Annotated in this window: 16 protein-coding genes and 3 tRNA genes; 7 read left to right on the top strand and 12 right to left on the bottom strand. The window is 73.2% G+C overall.

All coding sequences use genetic code 11. The features are described 5' to 3' along the window. Positions 1-151: 151 nt before the first annotated feature. The 3 genes from ACFWOG_RS22325 to ACFWOG_RS22315 all read right to left on the bottom strand — a co-directional run bounded on the left by ACFWOG_RS22325 (position 152) and on the right by ACFWOG_RS22315 (position 3,546). Entirely contained in the window at positions 152-1,555 is a 1,404-nt protein-coding gene (locus ACFWOG_RS22325; RefSeq protein WP_329878997.1) for a glutamate decarboxylase, read from the bottom strand. 107 nt (positions 1,556-1,662) lie between these two features. Then, positions 1,663-3,096: an FGGY family carbohydrate kinase gene (locus ACFWOG_RS22320; protein ID WP_380360530.1), complete on the bottom strand. Its 1,434-nt coding sequence runs from the start codon at positions 3,094-3,096 to the stop codon at positions 1,663-1,665. A 156-nt stretch (positions 3,097-3,252) separates the two neighbouring features. Beyond that, positions 3,253-3,546, bottom strand: coding sequence for a hypothetical protein (locus tag ACFWOG_RS22315; RefSeq protein WP_380360528.1), 294 nt, complete (start codon positions 3,544-3,546; stop codon positions 3,253-3,255). Positions 3,547-3,794: 248 nt separating this feature from the next. On the opposite strand from ACFWOG_RS22315, the gene ACFWOG_RS22310 reads away from it, so the two are divergent. Both ACFWOG_RS22310 and ACFWOG_RS22305 read left to right on the top strand, forming a co-directional pair. Then, positions 3,795-3,867, top strand: a tRNA-Asn gene (locus ACFWOG_RS22310). A 56-nt stretch (positions 3,868-3,923) separates the two neighbouring features. Beyond that, a tRNA-Asn gene (locus ACFWOG_RS22305) sits at positions 3,924-3,996 on the top strand. 109 nt (positions 3,997-4,105) lie between these two features. Here ACFWOG_RS22305 and ACFWOG_RS22300 read toward each other — a convergent pair. Continuing rightward, positions 4,106-4,852: a trypsin-like serine peptidase gene (locus ACFWOG_RS22300; protein WP_380360526.1), complete on the bottom strand. Its 747-nt coding sequence runs from the start codon at positions 4,850-4,852 to the stop codon at positions 4,106-4,108. A 333-nt stretch (positions 4,853-5,185) separates the two neighbouring features. Between ACFWOG_RS22300 and ACFWOG_RS22295 the strand changes: the two genes are divergently transcribed. Next, positions 5,186-5,259: transfer RNA gene (locus tag ACFWOG_RS22295), tRNA-Ile, on the top strand. 327 nt (positions 5,260-5,586) lie between these two features. Here ACFWOG_RS22295 and ACFWOG_RS22290 read toward each other — a convergent pair. Beyond that, positions 5,587-7,548: a hypothetical protein gene (locus ACFWOG_RS22290; RefSeq protein WP_380360524.1), complete on the bottom strand. Its 1,962-nt coding sequence runs from the start codon at positions 7,546-7,548 to the stop codon at positions 5,587-5,589. A 320-nt stretch (positions 7,549-7,868) separates the two neighbouring features. Here ACFWOG_RS22290 and ACFWOG_RS22285 point away from each other — a divergent pair, with 320 nt between their 5' ends. Then, positions 7,869-8,792, top strand: a complete 924-nt coding sequence (locus tag ACFWOG_RS22285; RefSeq protein WP_329951533.1) for a pyridoxal-phosphate dependent enzyme — start codon at positions 7,869-7,871, stop codon at positions 8,790-8,792. Positions 8,793-8,804: 12 nt separating this feature from the next. Here ACFWOG_RS22285 and ACFWOG_RS22280 read toward each other — a convergent pair whose 3' ends face one another. Then, positions 8,805-10,355: an LCP family protein gene (locus tag ACFWOG_RS22280; protein WP_329951534.1), complete on the bottom strand. Its 1,551-nt coding sequence runs from the start codon at positions 10,353-10,355 to the stop codon at positions 8,805-8,807. A gap of 159 nt (positions 10,356-10,514) precedes the next feature. Beyond that, positions 10,515-10,979, bottom strand: coding sequence for a MarR family transcriptional regulator (locus ACFWOG_RS22275; protein ID WP_329951535.1), 465 nt, complete (start codon positions 10,977-10,979; stop codon positions 10,515-10,517). Positions 10,980-11,069: 90 nt separating this feature from the next. Between ACFWOG_RS22275 and ACFWOG_RS22270 the strand changes: the two genes are divergently transcribed. Together ACFWOG_RS22270 and ACFWOG_RS22265 are read left to right on the top strand one after the other, a co-directional pair. Beyond that, positions 11,070-12,098: an NADP-dependent oxidoreductase gene (locus ACFWOG_RS22270; RefSeq protein WP_380360521.1), complete on the top strand. Its 1,029-nt coding sequence runs from the start codon at positions 11,070-11,072 to the stop codon at positions 12,096-12,098. Between the two features lie 393 nt (positions 12,099-12,491). Then, positions 12,492-12,986: a DUF3145 domain-containing protein gene (locus ACFWOG_RS22265; protein WP_329878989.1), complete on the top strand. Its 495-nt coding sequence runs from the start codon at positions 12,492-12,494 to the stop codon at positions 12,984-12,986. A 98-nt stretch (positions 12,987-13,084) separates the two neighbouring features. On the opposite strand, the gene fabF is transcribed toward ACFWOG_RS22265, so the two are convergent. The 5 genes from fabF to ACFWOG_RS22240 all read right to left on the bottom strand — a co-directional run bounded on the left by fabF (position 13,085) and on the right by ACFWOG_RS22240 (position 18,106). Next, entirely contained in the window at positions 13,085-14,347 is a 1,263-nt protein-coding gene (gene fabF / locus ACFWOG_RS22260; protein ID WP_329878988.1) for a beta-ketoacyl-ACP synthase II, read from the bottom strand. 147 nt (positions 14,348-14,494) lie between these two features. Beyond that, the gene (locus ACFWOG_RS22255) at positions 14,495-14,737 is read right to left on the bottom strand and encodes an acyl carrier protein (RefSeq protein WP_030310143.1); all 243 of its coding nucleotides are present in this window, start codon (positions 14,735-14,737) and stop codon (positions 14,495-14,497) included. A gap of 79 nt (positions 14,738-14,816) precedes the next feature. Next, positions 14,817-15,851, bottom strand: coding sequence for a beta-ketoacyl-ACP synthase III (locus tag ACFWOG_RS22250; RefSeq protein WP_329878987.1), 1,035 nt, complete (start codon positions 15,849-15,851; stop codon positions 14,817-14,819). Next, positions 15,848-16,819, bottom strand: a complete 972-nt coding sequence (locus ACFWOG_RS22245) for an ACP S-malonyltransferase (protein ID WP_329878986.1) — start codon at positions 16,817-16,819, stop codon at positions 15,848-15,850. The genes ACFWOG_RS22250 and ACFWOG_RS22245 overlap by 4 nt, the downstream gene beginning before the upstream one ends. 90 nt (positions 16,820-16,909) lie before the next feature. Beyond that, positions 16,910-18,106, bottom strand: coding sequence for a helix-turn-helix domain-containing protein (locus tag ACFWOG_RS22240; protein WP_329879032.1), 1,197 nt, complete (start codon positions 18,104-18,106; stop codon positions 16,910-16,912). Between the two features lie 264 nt (positions 18,107-18,370). On the opposite strand from ACFWOG_RS22240, the gene ACFWOG_RS22235 reads away from it, so the two are divergent. After that, the gene (locus ACFWOG_RS22235) at positions 18,371-19,147 is read left to right on the top strand and encodes a pirin family protein (protein ID WP_329878985.1); all 777 of its coding nucleotides are present in this window, start codon (positions 18,371-18,373) and stop codon (positions 19,145-19,147) included. Positions 19,148-19,307: the final 160 nt, after the last annotated feature.

Genomic DNA, 19,307 nt, shown 5'->3' with positions numbered 1-19,307 from the left:
CTTCAGTGCAGCCCTCCCCGCCGCGACACTCACCCCCCGCGCGGGGTCGAGCGCTTGCCCGAGCCCACCGTCCCGTCGTCCGTCTACCGCGTCTGTCGCGCCTGACGTCCGTCGTTCGCCTGCCGCCTGCGTCGCCGCCGGCGCGGGGCCGTCAGTGGTGGAAGCCCGACCGGACCGGCACTCCCATCTCCTTCAGCGGGACCGGCTGGCTGCGCAGCTCCGGCAGCAGCCGTTCGAGGTCGCCGAGCAGCAGGTCCGCGAGGTCGCGGGAGAACCCGTTGCGGCAGACCACCCGCAGGACCGAGAGGTCCTCCCGGTTCGCCGGGAAGGTGTAGGCGGGCACCTGCCAGCCGCGCTCCCTCAGCCGCCGCGACACGTCGAAGACGTCGAACGGCACGTCACCGGTGGTGGTGAAGGCGAAGACCGGCAGCTCGTCGCCCCGGGTCAGCAGCCGGAAGCCGCCGAGCGCCTCGATCCGCCCGGCCAGGTAGGTGGCCACCTCCCGGCAGGCTCCCTGCACGGCCCGGAAGCCGCCCCGGCCGAGCCGCAGGAAGGTGTAGTACTGCGCGATCACCTCGGCACCGGGCCGGGAGAAGTTCAGCGCGAAGGTCGGCATCTCGCCGCCCAGGTAGTTGACCCGGAACACCAGCTCCTCGGGGAGCGCCTCGTGGTCGCGCCAGAGCGCCCAGCCGACTCCGGGGTAGACCAGCCCGAACTTGTGGCCGGAGGTGTTGATCGAGGCGACCCGGGGCAGCCGGAAGTCCCACGTCAGGTCCTCGTCCAGGAACGGGGCGACCATGGCCCCGGAGGCGCCGTCCACGTGGACCGGGACGTCCAGGCCCGTGCGCCGCTGGAGGTCGTCGAGGGCGGCGCAGATCTCGGCCACCGGTTCGTAGGAGCCGTCGAAGGTCGAGCCGAGCACGCCGACCACGCCGACGGTGTCCTCGTCGCAGAGCGCCACCGCCTGCTCGGCGCCGAGGTGGAAGCGGTCGCCCTCCATGGGGGCGGTGCGGGCCTCGACCTCCCAGAAGGTGCAGAACTTCTCCCAGCAGACCTGGACGTTGACGCCCATCACGAGGTTGGGCCGGGCACCGGCCGCGTAGCGCTCGGCGTTGCGGCGCATCCAGCGGCGCTTGAGGGCGAGGCCGGCCAGCATGCAGGCCTCGCTGGAGCCGGTGGTGGAGCAGCCGACGGCGGTGTCCGGGTCGGGCGCGTGCCAGAGGTCGGCGAGGATCGCCACGCAGCGCCGCTCCAGTTCGGCGGTCTGCGGGTACTCGTCCTTGTCGATCATGTTCTTGTCGAGGCATTCGGTCATCAGCCGGGTGGCCTGGACCTCCATCGAGGTGGTGACGAAGGTCGCCAGGTTGAGCCGGGCGTTGCCGTCCAGCATCAGCTCGTCGTGGATCAGCTGGTACGCCGTGTCGGCGGGGACGGGGCCGTCGGAGAGCCGGTGCAGCGGCGGTGCCAGTTCCATCCCGCCGAGCGGGTCGGCGGCGCCGACGAACGGGTTGACGGTCAGCCGGCGGTCGTCTCCGGCCCCCTTGTGCAGTGCCATGGGATCTGCCGCCCTTCCGTCCGGTGGCCGCGTCCCCTCCCAACCTGCCATCGGCTCGGGGCCGGCGCATCCGCGCGCCGCGGTCCACCACCCGGGGGTGGGACGTCTCAGCCGGCCGTCTCCGGGTGGATCTGATCGCGGGCGGCCCGGTACTGCTGGCGCACGCCCGAGCCGATCGGCAGGTCCTGCTCGGCGTCGGGGGTGACGGTGACGGCCTCCGGGAGCTCCCAGCGCGGCGGCTCGGGGGTGCCGGCGAGCGCCCAGGCGGCCTGCCTGGCGGCGCCGCGGGCCGCGTGCGCGCCGGGCGGCGGGACGACGACGGGGACGCCGAACAGCTGCGGCGCGATCTGCCGGACGGCGGGCAGCCGGCCGGTCGCTCCGAGCAGGAAGACCCGCTTCACCTCGATGCCCTGCGCGCGCAGCACGTCCAGGGCGTCCGCGCTGTTGCAGAGCATGCCCTCGACGGCGGCCCGGGCCAGGTGCCGGGGGGCCATCGACTCGGCCCGCATCCCGGTCAGGGTGCCGGCCGCGTGCGGCAGCGCGGGCGTCCGCTCGCCGTCCAGGTAGGGGAGCAGCACCAGGCCGTACGCGCCGGGGGAGGACTGCAGGGCCAGGTCGCTGAGGCCCTCCAGGTCGCAGCCGAGCAGGGCGGCGGTGGAGCGGAGCACCTGGGCGGCGTTCAGGGTGGCGACCATCGGCAGGTGGCGGCCGGTGGCGTCGGCGAACGAGGAGACCAGGCCGGTGGCGTCGACCACGGCCCGCTCGTGCACGGCGAAGATCGTGCCGGCGCTGCCGAGCGAGACCACCGCGTCGCCGGGGCCGAGGCCGAGCCCGAGCGCGGCGGCCATGTTGTCGCCGGTGCCGGCCGAGATCAGCAGGCCCTCGGGAGTGTGTCCGGCGGGTTCGGCCGGGTCGAGCACGTGCGGCAGCCGCAGCTCGTGGCCGAGCGCGAGCTTCACGAGGTCCTGCCGGTACTCGCCGCTGATCGGGGACCAGTAGCCGGTGCCGGAGGCGTCACCGCGGTCGGTGGTGCGCCGCTTGGGGTGGCCGAGCAGTTGCCAGACCAGCCAGTCGTGGGGCAGGAGCACCTCGGCGATCCGCCGGGCGTTGGCCGGTTCGAACTCGGCCAGCCAGCGCAGCTTGGCGACGGTGTAGCTGGGGGCGGGGACGGCGCCGATCGCGGCGGTCCAGGCGGCCGGGCCGCCGAGCGCGTCCAGCAGGGCGGCGGCGGCGCCGCTGGAGCGCGGGTCGTTCCAGAGGATGGCGGGCCGGACCAGCACCCCGCCGGCGTCCAGGCCGATCATCCCGTGCTGCTGCGCGCTGACGCCGATCGCCCGGACGCCCTCCAGGAGGCCGCCGGCGGCGGCGTCGCCCAGCGAGTGCAGCCAGATCTGCGGGTCGGCCTCGCCGGGCCGGGCGTCCGGGTCGTCCGGTACGGGGTGGGGTGCCTTGCCGGACCGCAGTACCGCGCCGGTCCCGGAGTCGCACGCGACGATCCGGGTGCGACCCGTCGAGCTGTCTATCCCCGCGACGATGGCCATATCGAGATCATGCCTCAGCGGCCGTCCGGACGCGGCCCGACCGGGGAAGTGTTGCCCGTTCGGTACCGCGTCCGGGAGGCGGCGGACGGCGGGCCGTCACCGTCGTGTCACCCACCCGTCACGGGAGGGGTCCACGGGCTTCGCGGACCGCCGGTCTCACGGCCGGGAGGTGCCCCAGCTGTCGTCCTCGGCCTTGGGCCGGCTGAGGTACGGCACCCGGTCGGTGACGGCGTTCGGGAGCCGGTCGCCGACCTTGTCCGCGACGGCCCCGGCGGCCTTTCCGGCGACCGCGCCGGCCTGCTGCTTCGCCTTGTCGGCCGCGCCCTGGACCTTGGGGTTCTGGGCGACCTGCCGGGTGATCCTGGCGATCTGCTCGTAGCGTCGGCGCCCGGCCCGCGTGCCCAGGACATAGCCCGTCGCGAGTCCGACGCCGAACGACAGCTTCCACATGATCGGATTCCACCCTCTCCTGGCGGCCATTGCCGCATTGCCCTACCCGTCCGTCGGGACGGTGAACCGTCGGTGACCCCAGCATCTCCCGCGCGGTGTGCCGGGCGCGCGTCGGGCGCGCCGGGCGGGGTCGCCGGCGGGGCTGCCGGGGAAAGCGATTGGCGGACCACCCCCCCGAGTGCGCTAATGTATGTCCCGCAGCGAGCGCCGAGGAGCCCGGGAGACCGGGAGCCGGAGCGGAAGCTTGATCCCCCATAGCTCAATTGGCAGAGCAGCCGACTGTTAATCGGCAGGTTATTGGTTCGAGTCCAATTGGGGGAGCTCGGGTGTCGGCCCTCCTGGGTCGTCGTCCCGTTCGTGGTGCGCAAGGACCGCGATCCCGCATAGCTCAATTGGCAGAGCAGCCGACTGTTAATCGGCAGGTTATTGGTTCGAGTCCAATTGCGGGAGCTTCACCGGCTCCGCCCGGTGACTGCTCAGAGCGAAGGCCCCTCGGTAGACCGGGGGGCCTTCGTGTTGTCCGACACGTTCCCGGGCGTTCCCGCCGGGGTGGGCGGTGTCACTCGGTGGCCTGCCGGTACAGCTCGGTGACCCGGTCGTCGAAGGTCACGCTGTACGAGGTGCCCGGCGTCTCGCCGCCCTCCTGGTAGCCGCCGATCACGCCGATCACCCGGCCGGTCGTGGTGACCCACGGGCTGCCGCTGGTGCCGTCGGTGTAGCCGCCGCAGTCGAACCGCTCCTGGGTGGGACTCTGCGAGCTGGTCAGGCCCGAACAGGTGATCGGCTCGTCCTGCTCGTTGGGGTAGCCGGTGACCGACACCGCCAGCCCGAAGCCCTGGTCGGTGCCGAGCGGGTTGCCGCCGACCGCGTCCTCCACCTCCCGGCCGCCGACCGCCCGCACGGTGACGAACGCCACGTCGTACTCGGGATCGTCGTCGTACGCCCAGCGCGGATCGACGGTGACCGACTCCACCGGCCAACTCCCGTACGGCGAGTACCCGTTGCGATAGCCGGGGGTGAACACCAGGCCGTCCAGCAGGCCGATCCGGCGGCTCTGCACGCAGTGCGCGGCGGTCACCAGCAGATTGCGCCCGGGGCTCTGCACCACGCTCGCCGTGCACGCGCGGGGCCCCTGCGGGGTGCGGATCGAGAGGGTGCCGACCCGGTCCCCGGCCGGGTTCGGCGGCGCCACGTCGGCCGTCCGCTCCTGCCCGCTCCCGCCGCAGGCGATGGCTGCGGCGAGCAGCAGGGCGGCCGTCGCGGCCGTTCTGGCCGCGCGCGCGGGCCGTACCGGGCGGGAGTCCATCGGGGGCTCCGTCTCGTCCTCGGGGCGGGCATCGAGGTTCGTGCGTTCCGCCGTTCGTGAGGAAGATCTATCAGGCCGGGCCGGGCTGCGCCACCGTCGCCGTCCCACGCCCCGTCATCCGTCCGCCGGCCCCTTCGGTCGGGGGCCGGTCGTCCGGGCGGTTCCCGCCGTTCGGGGGGCCTGTCGGCCCGTCCGCTTCGCCGTCGAACTGCGCGCACCCATGTGCGCCCCCGGCGCGCACCACGGGTGATCGACCGGCTATGCTGCCCGGGACGGCCTTTCGGGGCCGTCTGCTGCTGCCGCGACCGGGTGACCCGTCGCGTGCTGCGAACCGGGGCGGTAGCTCAGCCGGTTAGAGCAGGGGACTCATAATCCCTTGGTCGTGGGTTCGAGTCCCACCCGCCCCACCTTCGCCGTTTCGCCCGGAGTGCCGGGTTTGACCAGGTGCGGTCATCTGCACGAACTCTAGTGACCGGCGGCACCGCCGACCGCACCGACAGGCCGGGAATCACTCGAACAGGTCCGCGCCGGGGGCGCGTTGACGCCCGGCCGCCGCACCTCCGGCCCCGCTCCGCGCTCCGATGCTCCGCCGTCCGGCTGCCTGCGCCCGCCTGTCCGCGGCCCCTCGGCCCGGTTCCGGCCCTCCGTGCCCCTGTCCGGGCGTCACGACGCCGTGGGGCCGCCACCGGTGTCCGGTGACGGCCCCACGGCCTTCGGTGCGGTGTCCGCGCGGCTCAGCCGAGCTTGACCGGCTGGACGGTCAGGGCGCCGTGCCCGTCGCGCTTGAGGACGGACAACGCCAGGGCCGGGTGCTTGCCGCCGGCCGACAGCGCCTTGAGGTCGGCGACCAGCGGCGAGGTGTCGTCGACGTAGAACCGCAGGGGAGCGGCGGACGCCTCGGTGAACTTCACGATCTCCTCGGCACTGCGGCGGGTGAGCGACCAGGCCCACGGCTCCCAGGCGCGGCCCTGGTTCCGGTTCATCACACTGAGCCAGATGTTGTCCTCGGCCGAGCCCCAGTCCTCGATCGGCTCGTTCCAGGCGCGGGTACCGGCGAGCGAGACCGCGACCCGGCCGTCCTGGGGGTGGTGGGCGGCGATCACGGCGATCCGTTCGGCGATCCCGGGGCGGGAGCCCTCGCCGCGCAGCAGCGCCCGTCCGGGGCTGCCCTGCCAGCCCTGCGGGCCGACCTCGGGGTTGGCGTTGCTGAGGACGGTGAAGCCCAGGCAGCCCGTGGCCGTCAGCACGGCCAGCCCGCGGCGGAGCCGGGCCGAGGGGGCCCGGTGCGCACCCGGCGCCGCCGGGTCGCTCCGGCCGGCGATCACCCGGCGGCCGAGCATCGGCAGCAGGGCGGCGCCGAAGCAGATCACCCCGATCACCAGCAGCTGGTGGATCATCTTCTCGTAGAAGTAGGAGGTCGAGCCGACCGTGATCAGCTGGTACTCCATCACGCCGAAGCAGAGCGCCGAGACCGAGGCGAGGGTGATCAGGGCGACCCGGCGGGGCTTGTTGGCGAGCGAACGCCGGGTCAGCAGCGCCGCGAAGGCGGCCACGACGACGGGCAGGAGCAGGTGCCGGCCGACCGGGCCGATGCCGCCCGGCAGGGTGAGCACGTCCGCCGAACCGGCCGACTTGGCGTTGACGAACGGGGGGAACAGCACGAGGGCGCCGGCCGCCAGGGAGGTGGCCAGCACGGTGGGCCAGTGGCGGCGCCAGCCGCGCCAGTGCACGACGGCCCAGGCGAGCACCGTGGTGGCGGCCACCGGCAGCAGCAGGTAGTGGCCGAAGGAGACGCCGACCGCCAGGGCGCCGAGCGCCACGACCTGTTCCCGGGTCCGGCTGAGCGGCCGGATCGCCAGGGCGACCAGCAGGGCGAGCAGCCCGAGGGCGAAGATCTCGCTCAGGAAGCCGCGGCCGTGCATCCGGGGCAGCTCGGCGACGACCAGGTAGACGGCCATCGGTACGGCGAGGGCCAGGCCCCGCCAGCCGCGCAGCGCCGGGCCTGCGGCCCGCTGCACGGCCCAGAGGAGGGCGGCGGTGAGACCGGCGGTGACGACGGCGAACAGGGCGACGAAGAGCGAGATCTGGGCGAGCCCCGAGCCCCGGGCGGTGCCGCCGTGGAGGAAGCTGGTGAGCACCGCCATCGTCAGGTGGCTGCCCTGCGGGTAGGTGCCGAGGCCCAGTGTCACGGTCTCGGCGGCCTCGGTCTGGTGCAGGGAGGTGAGTCCGCCCAGGCGGAGGATGGTGTCGTAGAGCGCGGCGTGCCGGGCGAGGTCCTCCGCCGTGATGATGGTGGCCAGGCGGTCGATGGCGTCCCGGCGGAGGATCGGGTACAGCAGGAACGCGCCCGAGGCGGCGACGGTGAGCAGCAGCGGGAAGTCCCGGGTGGGGACCAGTCGGCGGAGCAGGGCGCGGAGCGGGGCGCGCCGGCGGGCCGGCCGGGGGCCCTGCACGAGCACGACGGCGGCCAGGGGGATCGCGGTGGCCTCGGCCAGGGCCACCGGGTGGAGGCCCCAGGGCCAGTAACTGGTCAGCAGGCTGAGCGCGCAGGCCCAGCCGATCAGCAGGCCGCCGGAGATCATCAGCCGGTCGAGGGCGGTGGTCTGCGAGCGGATCAGCGACGCGGCGGCGAACCAGACGAGCGCGAAGGTCAGCAGGTCGGCCGAGACCAGGTGGAACAGCGGAGGAAGGAGCACCAGCGCCGCGACGAGGCGAAGCTGGGGGGCACCCGGAAGTACGGGAAGCTGCCTCCGCCCGGCAGCTTCCTGTCCCGTCTTTTCCGGGATGTCCGCGGATCTGACGGGTGTCGCGATCGACATGCTTCCCCCACAATTATGCTGATAACTTGAGAATATCGAGCGGTCAGTATGAATATCCCGACCGCTACTAGTGTGAATCATGGGTGGGTGTGCGCAGCACACGGGGGGTGCCCGGGGGACGGGCTGTTTTCCGCCTTTGACCTCCCCTTGATATGGGCCTGCCAGGCGGGGTCGGGAGGGCCTCGTATCCTGACCGGATGCTCGCACCCGCACAGCTGCCGACACCCCTCGTGAATTGCCCCGACGAGGCGCTGGCGCGGGTCGGCGTGGAGCTGCGGCTCAAGCGGGACGACCTGGCGCATCCGCTGGTGCCGGGGAACAAGTGGCGGAAGCTGACGCCGAACCTGGAGGCCGCGGCCGAGCGGGGCGAGACCCGGCTGCTGACCTTCGGCGGCGCCTACTCGACGCACCTGCGGGCGACCGCGGTGGCCGCCGGCGCGCTCGGACTGGAGAGCGTCGGACTGGTCCGGGGCGAGGAGCTGGCGCGCGCGCCGCGGAACTGGTCGCTGCGGGCCGCGGAGGCGGCCGGGATGGAGCTGGTGTTCCTGCCCCGGGCCGAGTACCGGGAGGCGGCCGGGCGCTGCGGGACGGACCCGGTGGTGGCGGCCGGCCTGCAACGGCGCTTCGGGCCGTGCCTGGTGCTGCCCGAGGGCGGGTCGAACGCCCTGGCGGCCCGCGGTGCGGCGGCGGTCGCGGCGGAGCTGACGGACCTCGGTGAGCGGGACGTGGTCTGCTGCCCGGTCGGGACCGGCGGCACGCTGGCCGGGATCGCGGCCGGGCTGCCCCCGGGCGCTCGGGCGCTGGGCGTGGCCGTGCTGCGCGGCGGGGCCGGCTACCTGGAGGACGAGGTGACCCGGCTCCACCGGGAGGCGTACGGGCGGGAGTTCGCCGGCTGGCGGATCGACCACGACCACCACGGGGGCGGGTACGGGCGGGTGCCGGCCGCGCTGGAGGAGTTCGCGGCCGGCTTCGAGCGGCGGCACGGCGTCGCCCTGGAGCGGCGCTACGTGGCCAAGCTGCTGTCCGCCCTGTACGGCCTGGCGGCGGCCGGTGCCTTCCCGCCCGGGACCAGGCTGACCGCCGTGGTCACCGGGCTGCCCGACCCGGTGGAGGGACCCTAGAGCTCGTCCGGCTCAGCCGAAGGTCAGGTCGAAGCAGGGGTCGATGTCGGCGGTGCGGCTGTTCTCGGCTATGCCGGTGGGAACGCCGGTCGGCAGCGGGGCGGAGGGGGTCGCCGCCGCGCCGCCGGGGACACCCGGGACTCCGGGAACGCCCGGGGCGGTGCCGGCCGGGCCGGCGGCCGGGCGGTAGTCGCGGCCGAGGATCACGGTGATCCCCTCGGAGCCGGGCTCCTCGACCAGCCGGGCCTGCGGGAAGAGCTGGGCGACCTGCTCGGCGGCGGCCCTGAACGGCGGGTCGTAGGAGATCTCGGTGTGCAGCCGGCCGCCCTGGGTGGCGCCGAGGGCGACGTTCCGGAACCCCTTGCCGAGGATCGTCTCGGAGCCCCTGCCGGCCAGCCCGGAGGTGCCGACGCCGTTGATCACGGTGATCGGCACGGCCGCCTGCTCGGGCGTCAGGGGTGTGGGGGCGACGGTCGGCGCGGCGGCCGAGGGGGACGACGCGTCGGACGGCACGGCGGTCGAGGTGTCGGCGACCTGGCCGGTGCTCTGCCCGTCCAGGGTGCGGCCCTCCCGCAGCAGCTGCCAGAGGGTGTCCACGTCGGGGTGGACGAGGTCGATCCGGCCCGGCTTCGCGGTGGAGAACCGCCAGGGGGCGGTGACGAAGGTGATGTCGGCGAGCTTGATCTGCTGCAGCGACTGGGCGAAGTCCACCAGCTTCATCGCGGTGCCCAGGCCCTCGTCCACGGTGAGCGAGCGGGTGGCCGCGTCGGCCAGCGGGAGCAGGGTGGGGAGGGAGAAGCCGAGGCCCTGGATCTTGCGGATCATCGAGGAGAGGAAGGCCTGCTGGCGCTTCATCCGCCCGATGTCGGAGTTGTCGCCGAAGCCGTAGCGGGCCCGCAGGTAGTCCACGGCCGGCTGGCCGGAGATCTTCTGCATGCCCTTCCTGAGCTTGATGTCGTGCGAGTTGACGTCGTTGGGGATGCAGACGTCGACGCCGTTGATCGCCTCGGTCATCGCGGCGACGCCCTTGAAGTCGACCACGATGGTGTGGTCGATCCGCAGGCCGGTCATGGCCTCGACGGTGTTCTGCGTGCAGGCCGGGTTCCCCTTGGGGGACGCGCCGACGGTGAACGACTCGTTGAACATCTGGTTGGTCCGCGCGGTCGTCCAGCTGCCGTCGGGCTTCCGGCAGGACGGGATGGTCACCAGGGCGTCGCGGGGTATGGAGACCCCGACGGCGTGCTTCCGGTCGGCGTAGATGTGCAGCAGGATCGTGGTGTCGGAGTGGCCGACGCCCTCGTCGCCGCCCCCGAGGTCGGCGTTGCCGTCGTTGCGGGTGTCCGAGCCGAGGAGCAGGACGTTGACCGGGACGGAGGCGCCCGGGGTGGCGGGGACGGGGGCGGGCGGGCGCTCGGTGGCGACGCCGCCCGGGTCGAACGTGGTGATGTTGGTGTCGAGCCGGTGGTAGAACCAGGCGCCTGCGCCCGCCACGGACAGCACCAGCACGGCCGCGAGTCCTATCGCCGTCCGTATGATGCGCCGTCGGCGCGTGCTGCTGCTCATCCGCCCCGTCCCCCTGTTGTCCGTTCTCGGTTCCCACCCGCACGGTCCGCCGGACGGGCCGTGTCTGGTCTTCGAGAGTTAGACGTTTCGGGGGAGTGTTCGGTTACCTCCGATCGGCCGCCAATTCAGCCGGACCGGTCACCTGGCCTGTGATGCTCCTCACGCACCGGGGCCGGCGGCGCCCGTGAGCATGCGGCTGAGCAGGTCGCGCAGCTGGGTCCGCTCCTCGGGTTCGAGCGCCGCCAGCGGCTCGCGGGCGAAGTTGAGCGACTCGCGGAGCTCCTCGGATGCGGTGGCGCCGGTGTCGGTGGCGGCGACCAGCTTGACCCGGCGGTCCTGCAGGTCGGCCTGCCTGGTCACGAAGCCGCGCGACTCCAGCCGGTCGACGATGCCGGTGATGTTGGACGGCTCGCAGCTGAGCGTCTGGGCGATCTGGCGCATCGGCATCGGCCCGCGCCGCAGCAGCGCGAGGACCTTGGCCTGCGCTCCGGTGAGGGAGCGGGCGGCGGCGGCCTCCTCGTACTCGCGGTGGAAGAGCGCGACCAGATTGGCCATCAGGTCGACGACCTCACGGGTGATCTCGTCGGGCTGCGGCGTGGCGACCCGGGTCGGCTTGGTATCCATGCCCGTAGTCTACCTGAAAAGTTGACAACATGAACCTTTCATGCCCATTGTTACTTCACTGACTCAACCTTTCATGTAGGGAGTATTTCGATGGCCGCCGAGCAGGAAGCGCCCGCCACCGCCCGCGAATGGCACCTCGCCGCCCGCCCCCAGGGCTGGCCGGTCCCGACCGACTTCGCACCGGTCGAGGCGCCCGTCCGGCGCCCGGGCCCGGGCGAGATCCTGGTCCGCAACACCTTCCTGTCGGTCGACCCCTACATGCGGGGCCGGATGAACGACGTCAAGTCCTACGTCCCGCCGTTCCGGCTGGGCGAGGCGATGGACGGTGGCGCCGTCGGCTACGTGGTCGCCTCCGAGGCGGAGGGCTTCGCCCCGGGCGACGCCGTGCTGCACGGACTCGGCTGGCGCGAGTACGCGACCCTGCCCGCGCAGCGCGCGGTCAAGGTGGACCCGGCCGCGGCGCCGCTCTCCGCCTACCTCGGCACCCTCGGCATGACCGGCCTCACCGCGTACGCGGGCCTGCTGGCGGTCGGCGGCCTCAAGGAGGGCGACCGGGTCTTCGTCTCCGGCGCGGCCGGCGCCGTCGGCTCGATGGTCGGCCAGATCGCCCGGCTCAAGGGCGCCTCGCTCGTGGTCGGCTCGGCCGGCTCGGCGGAGAAGGTCACCAAGCTGGTCGACGAGTACGGCTTCGACGCCGCCTTCAACTACAAGGACGCCCCGGTCCGCGAGCAGCTCGCGCTGGCGGCCCCGGACGGCATCGACCTCTACTTCGACAACGTCGGCGGTGACCACCTGGAGGCCGCGATCGGCGCGCTCGGCGCACACGGCCGGGCCGTCCTCTGCGGCGCCATCGCCCAGTACAACGAGACCACCGCCCCGGCCGCCCCGCGCAACCTGGCGCTGGTGATCGGCAAGCGGCTGCGCCTGGAGGGCATGCTGGTGGGCGACCACGCGGCACTGCAGCCGCAGTTCGTGGCCGAGGTCGCCGGCTGGCTGAAGGACGGGAGCCTGCGCCACGAGGAGACCGTGGTCGACGGCTTCGAGCACGCCGCCGAGGCGTTCCTGGACCTGCTGCGCGGCGCCAACACCGGCAAGATGGTGGTCCGGCTGGACGCCTGACGCCGCGTCCGCCGCGGCCCGGGGCTGCACCCCGCCGCCTCCGCACCGCCCCGCCGCCCGCCGGAACCCCGGCCGGGCGCGCGGGGCGGTTTGCGTACCCGGCGGAGGGGATCCGGCCGCACTACCGCATTCCGGCCCGATCCGAAAGTGCGTCATCCATGGTGCGGGGCGGCGCGGTACGGTGTTCCCGCCTGGCGATGGGGCCGTTCGGGGGAGAGATCCGGCCGAGGGGTGGACCTCGTTGAGGATTCGACTAGCATTGAGCGAAAGCCTGTCCGTTTTGCTCAATTTAGTGGCTTAATGTCGGCTAACGTGGGTAACTGTGGATCAACCGCAGGCACGAACGCGAGGCAGCTGGGGAAGGCGACCCTCGTCCACAGCCTGGAGGTCCCGGTGACGACACGTGGAGTCCTGTACGTCCACTCCGCGCCCCGCGCGCTGTGCCCGCACGTCGAGTGGGCCGTCGCGGGGGTGCTCGGTGTGCGGGTGAACCTGGACTGGATCCGCCAGCCGGCCTCGCCCGGACACTGGCGCGCCGAGCTCTCCTGGCAGGGGGAGCCCGGTACGGCCTCGAAGCTCGCCTCCGCACTGCGCGGCTGGCAGCTGATGCGGTACGAGGTCACCAGCGAGCCCTGCGCCACGGCGGAGGGCGAGCGGTACAGCAGCACGCCCTCGCTCGGCATCTTCCATGCCGTCACGGGCATCCACGGGGACATCCTGATCCCCGAGGACCGGCTCCGCGCCGTCCTGCTGCGCGCCCGCAGCGAGGGGGCGGACCTGGAGTCCGAGATCGCGATGCTGCTCGGCAAACCCTGGGACGACGAGCTGGAACCCTTCCGGTACGCCGGCGAGGGGGCCCCGGTGCGCTGGCTGCACCAGGTGGTCTGAGCCGCCGTCGCCGAACCGGCGTCCGAGGACGCCGACCGGTCGTGCCGAAGGGGCCGGCACCCACCAGGTGGGTGCCGGCCCCTTCGACGTGCCGGGCGTCAGCGGGTGCGGAAGGCCAGCACCACGTTGTGGCCGCCGAAGCCGAACGAGTTGTTCAGCGCGGCGATCCGGCCCTCGGGCAGCTTGCGGGGCTCGTCGCGGACGATGTCCGCGTCCACGTCGTCGTCCAGCTCGTCGACATTGATGGTCGGCGGGGCGAGCCGGTGGTGCAGGGCCAGCACGGTGGCGACGGTCTCGATGCCGCCGGCGCCGCCCAGCAGGTGACCGGTCATCGACTTGGTGGCCGAGACGGCGATGTGGTTCAGGTCCTCGCCCAGCTCCTTGCGGAGCGCCTTCAGCTCGGCGGTGTCACCCTGCGGGGTCGAGGTGGCGTGCGCGTTGACGTGCACGATCTCGGCCTTGTCCAGGTCGTTGCGCTCGAACAGGTCGGCCAGCGCGCGGGCCACCCCGGCGCCGGTCGGCTCGGGCTGCGCGATGTGGTGGGCGTCCGAGGACAGGCCCTGGCCGACCGCCTCGCAGTAGATCCGGGCACCGCGGGCCTCGGCGTGCTCGACCGACTCCAGCACGACCACGCCGGCGCCCTCGCCCAGCACGAAGCCGTCCCGGCCCTTGTCGTACGGGCGCGAGGCGCGCTGGGGGTCGTCGTTGCTCTTGGACATCGCCATCATGTTGGCGAACGCGGCGATCGGCAGCGGGTGGATCGCCGCCTCGGTGCCGCCGGCCACCACGACGTCGGCGCGGCCGGTGCGGATCATCTCGATCGCGTAGCCGATCGCCTCGGCGCCGGAGGCGCAGGCGGAGACGGGGGTGTGCACACCCGCGCGGGCGCCGACCTCCAGGCCGACGTTGGCCGCCGGGGAGTTGGGCATCAGCATCGGGACGGTGTGCGGGGAGACCTTGCGGGAGCCCTTCTCCTTCAGCACGTCGTACTGGTCGAGGAGGGTGGTCACGCCGCCGATGCCGGAGGCGATGACCGCGCCCAGGCGCTCGGGGGCAAGCTTGGACGACTCGTCGGTGGCCGGGGTCTCGTAGCCGGCGTCGGCCCAGGCCTCGCGGGCGGCGATCAGGGCGAACTGCGCCGATCGGTCCAGCTTGCGGGCCAGCGGGCGGGGGAGGATCTCACCGGGCTCGACGGCGGTGCGCGCCGCGATCCGGACGGGCAGGTCGGCGGCCCACTCCTCGGTCAGGGCAGCCACTCCGGAGCGCCCGGCGACCAGGTTCTCCCACGTGGTGGCGGCGTCGCCGCCCAGCGGCGTGAAGGCGCCGATACCCGTGACGACCACGGTACGGTTTTCAGTCACTGGATCTTCTTCTCTCACATCGTGCGGGGGGCGGTCGGCGGCGGCCGAAGGTGAGCCCGGCCGGGCGCCCCGGTGGGGCGTCCCGGCCGGCGGGTCGGCCGACTCGGAGGGAGCCGGCCGATGTCAGGCGTCGAACGAGTCGACCGCTCAGGCGTTGGTGAGGATGTAGTTCACCGCGTCGCCGACGGTCTTCAGGTTCTTGACCTCGTCGTCCGGGATCTTGACGTCGAAGCGCTCTTCGGCGGCCACGACGACCTCGACCATGGACAGCGAGTCGACGTCCAGGTCATCGGTGAAGGACTTGTCGAGCTCGACGTCCTCGGTCGGGATGCCGGCGATCTCGTTGACGATCTCGGCGAGACCTTCCAGGACCTCGTCCTTGGTAGCCATACTGGCTGCTCCTCTTCGGTGTTGAATGCGGCCGCCCGGCGGACGGACGCAGGTTTGCGGATGGTTCGGGCGAAAACGCCTAGGGGAGCGTAACGACTGCCGCGGCGTAGACGAGACCCGCCCCGAACCCGATGATCAGTGCGAGGTCGCCGCTACGGGCCTCGCCGCTCTCCAGCATGCGTTCCATCGCCAGGGGGATGGAGGCCGCGGAGGTGTTGCCGGTCTCCGCGATGTCGCGGGCGACCGGCACGGACTCCGGGAGCTTCAGGGTCTTGATCATGGTGTCGGTGATACGCATGTTGGCCTGGTGCGGGATGAAGGCGCCGAGCTGGTCGGCGGTGATCCCGGCGGCGTCCAGCGCCTGCTGGGCCACCTTGGCCATCTCCCAGACCGCCCAGCGGAAGACCGACTGACCCTCCATCCGGAGGGCCGGCCACTTGGTCTCCTCGCCCGCGCCGTTGACGGCCCCCTCCTTGGCGAAGGCGGTGTCCCAGGCCTGGGTCTGCGAGATGACGTCCTTCTGCGAGCCGTCGGAGCCCCAGATGACCTTGCCGATGCCGGGCGTGTCGGACGGGCCGACGACCGCGGCGCCGGCGCCGTCACCGAAGATGAAGGCGGTCGAGCGGTCCGACTGGTCGGTCAGGTCGCTGAGCCGCTCCACGCCGATCACCAGCACGTACTCGGCGCTGCCGCCGCGGACCATGCCGTCCGCCAGGCCGAGACCGTAGCCGAAGCCGGCGCAGGCCGCCGAGATGTCGAAGGCCGGGGCGGTGCCGCACCCGAGCCGCTCGGCGATCTCGGTCGCGACGGCCGGGGTCTGCTTGAGGTGCGAGACGGTCGCGACGACCACGGCGCCGATCCGGTCGGGGGAGATCCCGGCCTGGGCGATGGCCTTGCCGGCGGCCTGCACCGACATCTCGGCGACGCTCTCCTCCGGGCCGGCCCAACGGCGCTCGGCGATCCCGCTGCGGGTGCGGATCCACTCGTCGGAGGAGTCGATCCAGGTCAGCACCTCGGCGTTGGGAATCACCCGGACCGGGCGGTAGCCGCCGACCCCGTGGATGCGCGAGTACTGCGCACCGGTGGTCGGACGGATCTGGGGGGTGTTGCTCATGCCTGCTGCTCCTGCTCCTGACCGCTGTGCTCCCGGCCCGGGCCGGCGTGCTCGGCGATGAGCGCGTGGGCCTTCTCCAGGTCGGCGGGGGTCTTGAGGGCAAGCGACGCCACACCCTTGAGGTTGCGCTTGACCAGTCCGGTGAGGGTGCCCGCCGGGGCGAGCTCGATGACGGCGGTCGCGCCCAGCTGCTGCAGGGTCTCCATGCAGAGGTCCCAGCGGACCGGGTTGGAGACCTGCGACACCAGGCGGCGCAGCAGCTCGTCGCCGGCCGCGACGACCTCGCCGTCCTGGTTGGACACGTACGTGATCCCCGGGTCGGCGACCGGCAGGGTCGGCGCCAGCTTGGCCAGCCGCTCGACACCCGGCGCCATGTGCGTGGTGTGGAACGCGCCCGCCACCTTGAGGGCGACCAGTCGCGCTCCGGCCGGCGGGTCCGCCCGGAGGGCGTCCAGCTGGGGCAGCGTGCCGGCCGCGACGATCTGGCCGCCGCCGTTGTTGTTGGCCGCGGTCAGGCCGTGTTCGGCCAGCTTGGCCGCGACGACCTCCGGGTCACCGCCCAGCAGGGCGGCCATCCCGGTCTCGACGGCCGCGGCGGCCTCGGCCATGGCGAGGCTGCGTTCGCGTACGAAGGTCAGTGCGTCGTGGGGGGTCAGCGCACCGGCGAAGGCGGCGGCGGTGATCTCACCGACGCTGTGGCCGGCCACCGCGCCGACCTGTGCGGTGGCGGTGTCCCCGTCCGGGAACAGCACGCCTGCGGTCACCAGGCCGGCGGCCACCAGCAGTGGCTGGGCGACGGCGGTGTCCTTGATCTCCTCGGCGGACGCCTCGGTCCCGGCGTGCACCAGGTCGAGCCCGGCGACCTCCGACCAGCCGCGGAGGCGGTCGGCGACACCGTCGAGCTCCAGCCAGGGGCTGAGGAAACCGGGGGTCTGGGCACCCTGTCCAGGGGCGACGATTACGAGCACGGTTCAACCCTCTCTCGCCGAGCGCCCGGGGGCGGGTAGGCGACGGTAACGAAGAAAAGCATCCCGGATTGTAAGGTCCCTACATCGGGCTCAGCCGGACTCTCCCGAGGCCGTGAGCCGCCCCAGCGCCAGTGCGATACGCAGGGTGAAGGCCGAACGAACGTCTGATGGAGCGTAGCCCGTGACGTCGGTCACACGTCGAAGCCGGTAGCGCACCGTGTTCGGGTGGACGAAGAGCATCCGGGCGGCGCCCTCCAGCGAGGACGCCTGCTCCAGGTAGACACTCAAGGTCTCCAGGAGTGCCGACCCGGCTTCGTCGAGCGGTGTGTAGATCTCCTCCACCAGCTGCTGGCGGGCCGCCTGGTCGCCGGCCAGCGCCCGCTCCGGCAGCAGGTCGTCGGCCAGGACCGGGCGCGGTGCGTCCGGCCAGGCCGGGCAGGCCCGCAGGCCGGCCGCGGCGGCGTGGGCCGAGCGGGTCGCCGACAGCAGGTCCGGCACGGTCGGGCCGACCACCACCGGGCCGGCCGCGAACTGGCCGATCAGCGCCCGGGCCGCGTGCACCGGCTCCTTGTCGCCACCGACCACCACCACCAGGCGCTTGCCCAGCACCCCGGTCAGCACGTGCAGTTTGGCGTAGCGCGCGGCCCGGCGGATCGCCTCGACCACGAGTTCGCTGTCACCGTCCGGAGCCGAGCCCATCACCACCCGGACCTGGCTCGGCTGGCCCCAGCCGAGCGCGGCGGCGCGCGAGAGCACACCCTCGTCGGCGTCCCCGGAGAGCAGCGAGTTGACCACCAGCGCCTCCAGCCGGGCGTCCCAGGCACCCCGGGCCTCGGCGGCCTGGGCGTACACCTGGGCGGTCGCGAAGGCGATCTCCCGGGCGTAGACCAGCACCGACTCGCGCATGTCCGCCTCGTCGCCGGGGGAGGCGACCTCCTCGATGGCCTCCTCCATCACCTCGATCGTGGTGCGGATCAGCTCGACCGTCTGGCGCAGGGTGATCGCCCTGGTCAGCTCGCGCGGCGCGGTGCCGAAGACGTCGGTGGAGATCGCCTGCGGGGCCTCCGGCTTGCGGTACCACTCGGTGAAGGCGGCGATGCCGGCCTGGGCGACCAGGCCGATCCAGGAGCGGTGCTCCGGCGGCATCCGCCGGTACCAGCCGAGCTGGTCGTCCATCCGCGCGATGGCGGCGGAGGCGAGCTTGCCCGAGGACTTCTCCAGCCGCTTGAGGGTCGCGACGCGGCGCTCCGCACGTTCGGCGGCGAGCCGGCGCTCCTGCGCGGTCAGGCGCGGGGCCGCCCGGCCGGGCCGGTCCCTCCCGGCGCCGGTCGTCGGGGCCTTCCCGCTCTTGTCGGGCTTGGCGGTCGGATCGCTCTTGGAGTTCGCGGAGGCGGCTGGCACAAGGACAAGACTGCCTCACCGGAGTGACTGCTTGTGCACGCCCCCCGGCGGAGCGGCACGGTGGCAACCGTCACAGTCGCGGGCCGACCGGCGCCGGCACCCCGTCCGGAGCGCCCGGGAACGCGCCCCGGACCACGCTACGGTGGGGCCGTGACCGACGCTCCCGCCCGTCCGCGCGCCGATCTGCGCCGGACCGCCGAACGCTACGTCTCCACCCCCGCCGAGGGCGTCGAGACCAGGCACGCCTTCTCGTTCTCCGGGCACTACGACCCGAGGAACACCCACTTCGGCGCGCTGCTCGCCTGCAACGAGGAACTTCTCTCCCCCGGCGCCGGGTACGACGAGCACAAGCACCGGGACACCGAGATCCTCACCTGGGTGCTGGAGGGCGCGCTGGCCCACCGGGACTCCGAGGGGCACGGCGGCGTGGTCCGCCCCGGCATGGTCCAGCACCTGAGCGCGGGCTCCGGGGTCACCCACACCGAGCGGAACGTCGGCGGCGCCGGGGGCCCGGTCCGCTTCGTGCAGATGTGGCTGCAGCCGGACACCTTCGACGCGCCCCCGGCGTACGGGCTGCGCCGGGTGGAACCGGACACCGGCGGGTTGACGCTGCTCGCCTCCGGGCTGGCGCGGGACGCCGGGACGGACGCGCTGCGGCTGCGGCGCGGCGACGCCGCGCTCTGGCTGGTGACGGCAGGGCCGTGGCAGCCGCTGCCCGAGCTCCCGGCCGCCGCCTGGCGGTACGCCCACCTGACGACCGGTTCGCTCGGCTACCGCACGGTGCCCGGGCCGCAGGGCGGCGGCCGCTCGATGGTGCCGGGCGACAGCGTGCGGATCACCGGGGACGCCTTCGCCGCGCCGACGGCCGGCGAGAGCGGCGCCGAACTGCTCCTCTGGGAGATGCACTCGCCGGTCTCGTACGGCTGAGGGGGCGGGCGCGGGCGGGCACGGGCGGAGCCGCCCGGCCCGTCCGGGGCCGTCCGAGCCCTAGATGTACTGACCACGGAGGTTGGTGACAGGGCTCACGGCGTGGTGATCTTGAAATGAGTGAGGGCCTTCTGGCTCGGTGTGGATTGCGACATCTGCA

Origin of the sequence: Kitasatospora sp. NPDC058406, assembly GCF_042722765.1 — a bacterium.
In the GTDB taxonomy this organism is placed as follows: domain Bacteria; phylum Actinomycetota; class Actinomycetes; order Streptomycetales; family Streptomycetaceae; genus Kitasatospora.
Note: the sequence above shows the minus strand (reverse complement) of the source record. Positions and strands in the feature narration are given on the sequence as shown.